General features: G+C 65.9%; 1 protein-coding gene. It reads left to right on the top strand.

Going from position 1 to position 1250, the window contains the following annotated elements; genetic code table 11:
- Window positions 1–65: 65 nt before the first annotated feature.
- A protein-coding gene (locus QLH51_RS19810) for an IS3 family transposase (protein WP_283514679.1) occupies window positions 66–1231 on the top strand; the annotation gives its coding sequence in 2 pieces (ribosomal slippage) (window positions 66–327 and window positions 327–1231; 1167 coding nt in all).
- Window positions 1232–1250 lie beyond the last annotated feature (19 nt).

Genomic DNA, 1250 nt, shown 5'->3' on the forward strand with positions numbered 1-1250 from the left:
TTGACGTGACCCCCGTTTTTTCCTCCAGTTGGAGCTAGAGTCCGACCCCGGAAAGGGACGGACAGATGAAGCGGAAGCAGTTTTCGGAAGAGCAGATCATCGGCATCCTGAAGGAGGCCGAGGCCGGCGCGGTGGTGACGGAGCTGTGCCGCAGGCACGGCATGTCGAGCGCGACGTACTACGCGTGGAAGGCCAAGTTCGGCGGTCTGGAGGTATCCGACGCGAAGCGGCTGCGGGCGCTCGAGGAGGAGAACGGCAGGCTCAAGCGGTTGCTGGCGGAGACGATGCTCGACAACGCGGGTCTGAAGGATCTGCTGTCAAAAAAATGGTGACGCCCGCCGCGAAGCGGGAAGCGGTCGCGCATCTCCAGACGACGCTGGGGATGAGCGAGCGGCGGGCGTGCATGGTCGTCGGGGCGGATCGCACCAGCATGCGATATCGCTCGTACCGGGATGATGATGGCGACCTGCGGTCGCGTTTGTGCGAGCTGGCGCAGCAGCGCCGGCGGTTCGGCTATCGGAGGTTGCACATCCTGCTGCGCCGGGACGGCATCGCGATCAACCGCAAGAAGACCCAGCGGCTCTACCGTGAGGAGGGTTTGACGGTCAGGCGGCGGAAGGGACGAAGGCGCGCCGTCGGCGCGCGCGCACCAGCCCCCGTGATGGCGCTGCCCAACCAGCGCTGGAGTCTGGACTTCGTCCACGATCAGCTCGCCACCGGTCGCCGGTTCCGGGTGCTGAACGTCGTCGATGACGTGACGCGCGAGTGTCTCGCGGCGGTGGTCGATACGTCGATATCGGGCCGACGGGTCGTGCGCGAGCTGGACGATCTTATCGCCAGGCGGGGGGCGCCCAAGATGATCGTCAGCGACAACGGCACCGAGCTGACGTCGAACGCGGTGCTGGCATGGTGCGGCGATGTGAGCATCGAGTGGCATTACATCGCGCCTGGCAAGCCGACGCAGAATGGGTTCGTCGAGAGCTTCAACGGTCGCATGCGCGACGAACTGCTCAACGAGACGCTGTTCTTCACGATCGGCCAGGCCAGGGCCATCCTCGCCCGCTGGGTCGATGACTACAACACCGAGCGGCCGCACTCCTCGCTCGGCTACGCCACCCCGGCGGCGTTCGCCGCCGAACTCGAACAGCAACGGGCGGGGTTAACCCCGCCCGTTGCTTCGCCTGCGCTCATGCGCGACAACACCGGTCGGTCTCTGGTTGCCGCTGGATGAAAGACCGGGGTCACGTCAG

This window comes from Sphingomonas sp. 2R-10 (genome assembly GCF_030062225.1).
In the GTDB taxonomy this organism is placed as follows: Bacteria; Pseudomonadota; Alphaproteobacteria; order Sphingomonadales; family Sphingomonadaceae; genus Sphingomonas.